At 54.0% G+C, this 1,125-nt stretch carries 4 protein-coding genes; all 4 read left to right on the top strand.

What is annotated here, in order from left to right; all coding sequences use genetic code 11:
- Positions 1 to 123: 123 nt before the first annotated feature.
- Positions 124 to 264, top strand: a complete 141-nt coding sequence (locus CW742_RS14410; RefSeq protein ID WP_292421563.1) for a hypothetical protein — start codon at positions 124 to 126, stop codon at positions 262 to 264.
- A 6-nt stretch (positions 265 to 270) separates the two neighbouring features.
- On the top strand, positions 271 to 594 hold the full coding sequence (locus CW742_RS14415) for a hypothetical protein (RefSeq protein ID WP_292421565.1): 324 nt from the start codon (positions 271 to 273) through the stop codon (positions 592 to 594).
- On the top strand, positions 594 to 839 hold the full coding sequence (locus tag CW742_RS14420; protein ID WP_292421566.1) for a hypothetical protein: 246 nt from the start codon (positions 594 to 596) through the stop codon (positions 837 to 839). Before CW742_RS14415 ends, CW742_RS14420 begins: the two co-directional genes overlap by 1 nt.
- A 54-nt stretch (positions 840 to 893) precedes the next feature.
- Positions 894 to 1,125 (top strand): hypothetical protein (locus tag CW742_RS14425; RefSeq protein ID WP_292421569.1); only part of this gene is annotated, 232 nt, incomplete at its 3' end.

Here is a 1,125-nt window from a genome sequence, read left to right on the forward strand (position 1 = left end):
AAGTGCGTCACCGAATGCGTATCGTAGTACTACGTTGACAACGAATTCACGGGGCGGCAGTCAGGCACATAACAACATGCAGCCGTATTACGTCCTTGCATGGATTATGAGGGTGGCAGCTCCATGATCCTTGAACTTTCGGACCTGGTTGTCATCGGAGGGATGCTCACTCCAGTGTACATCCAGGGCGTAGTCCTCCTGGTCCGGCATACTCGCCTTGAACAACACTGTAAAGACAAAACCGGGTATTGCCCGGGGGAGTGACCACAGATGGTACATCCAATTTTGATTATTGTTGGAGTGATTGCAGTTGCGCTGCTTGCAGCTGTCATCCTGGCACGGAAGGGCGTGTACCCGTTCACGGAGTTTATGAACTCCCACAACGAGATCCACGCTTTCATCTTCGGAATTGCCCGGGTCTTCGGGCTTCTGAAATTTGATGAAATGTCCGTTGCTGAATACAAGGCATCGATCGAAGACGAACACGCTTACTACGTGGGCGGAAAACTGACCGGGCGCGCGCTCCAGGTTCTACCAGCGGTGCTGCTGACCCTGTATGAGCTCGGCCTGCTTACAGCCTGGGGGCTGATTTGATGAGACCGAAAAACTGGGAAAAAATCATTGAACTCGATGATGAGCGAAGAGAAATTCAGGAACGCATCCCGGCGCGCGCAACGCTGGAACAGGGAAAAGCGAGCGGGGCCGAAAAGGACCGGTTGCTGGACCTCATCAGGGGGCATGATGTTGCCCTGGATGCAATCCGGTACATGGAGATCCAGGACCGGCAGTGGTCCCTGCTCGGCATCGATGTGCCAACAAAGGGAAATCTTCCCCTCTAATTTTTTACCCGATTTTTCCGAATTTTTATATAGCACCCGGCCGTTTATTGGAATATGAAACGGTTTGCCCTTCTTCTTATTGCCCTGGTCATCGCTTGCGGATGCACGAGCACAGTACCGGACCGGCAGGCTGCGCCCGAGCCGGTCGCGCAGGTCACGCCCGGAGATCCCCAAACAGCTGCTTCTCCAGGTGTCACGGTCGCACCGACTGAAACGCCGGATTGGGCGGATACCTGGAGTAATGACAAAACAACTGTCATTGAACCTGACGGGACGGTGCATTCGA

The organism is Methanoregula sp., assembly GCF_002835825.1.
GTDB lineage: Archaea > Halobacteriota > Methanomicrobia > Methanomicrobiales > Methanospirillaceae > Methanoregula.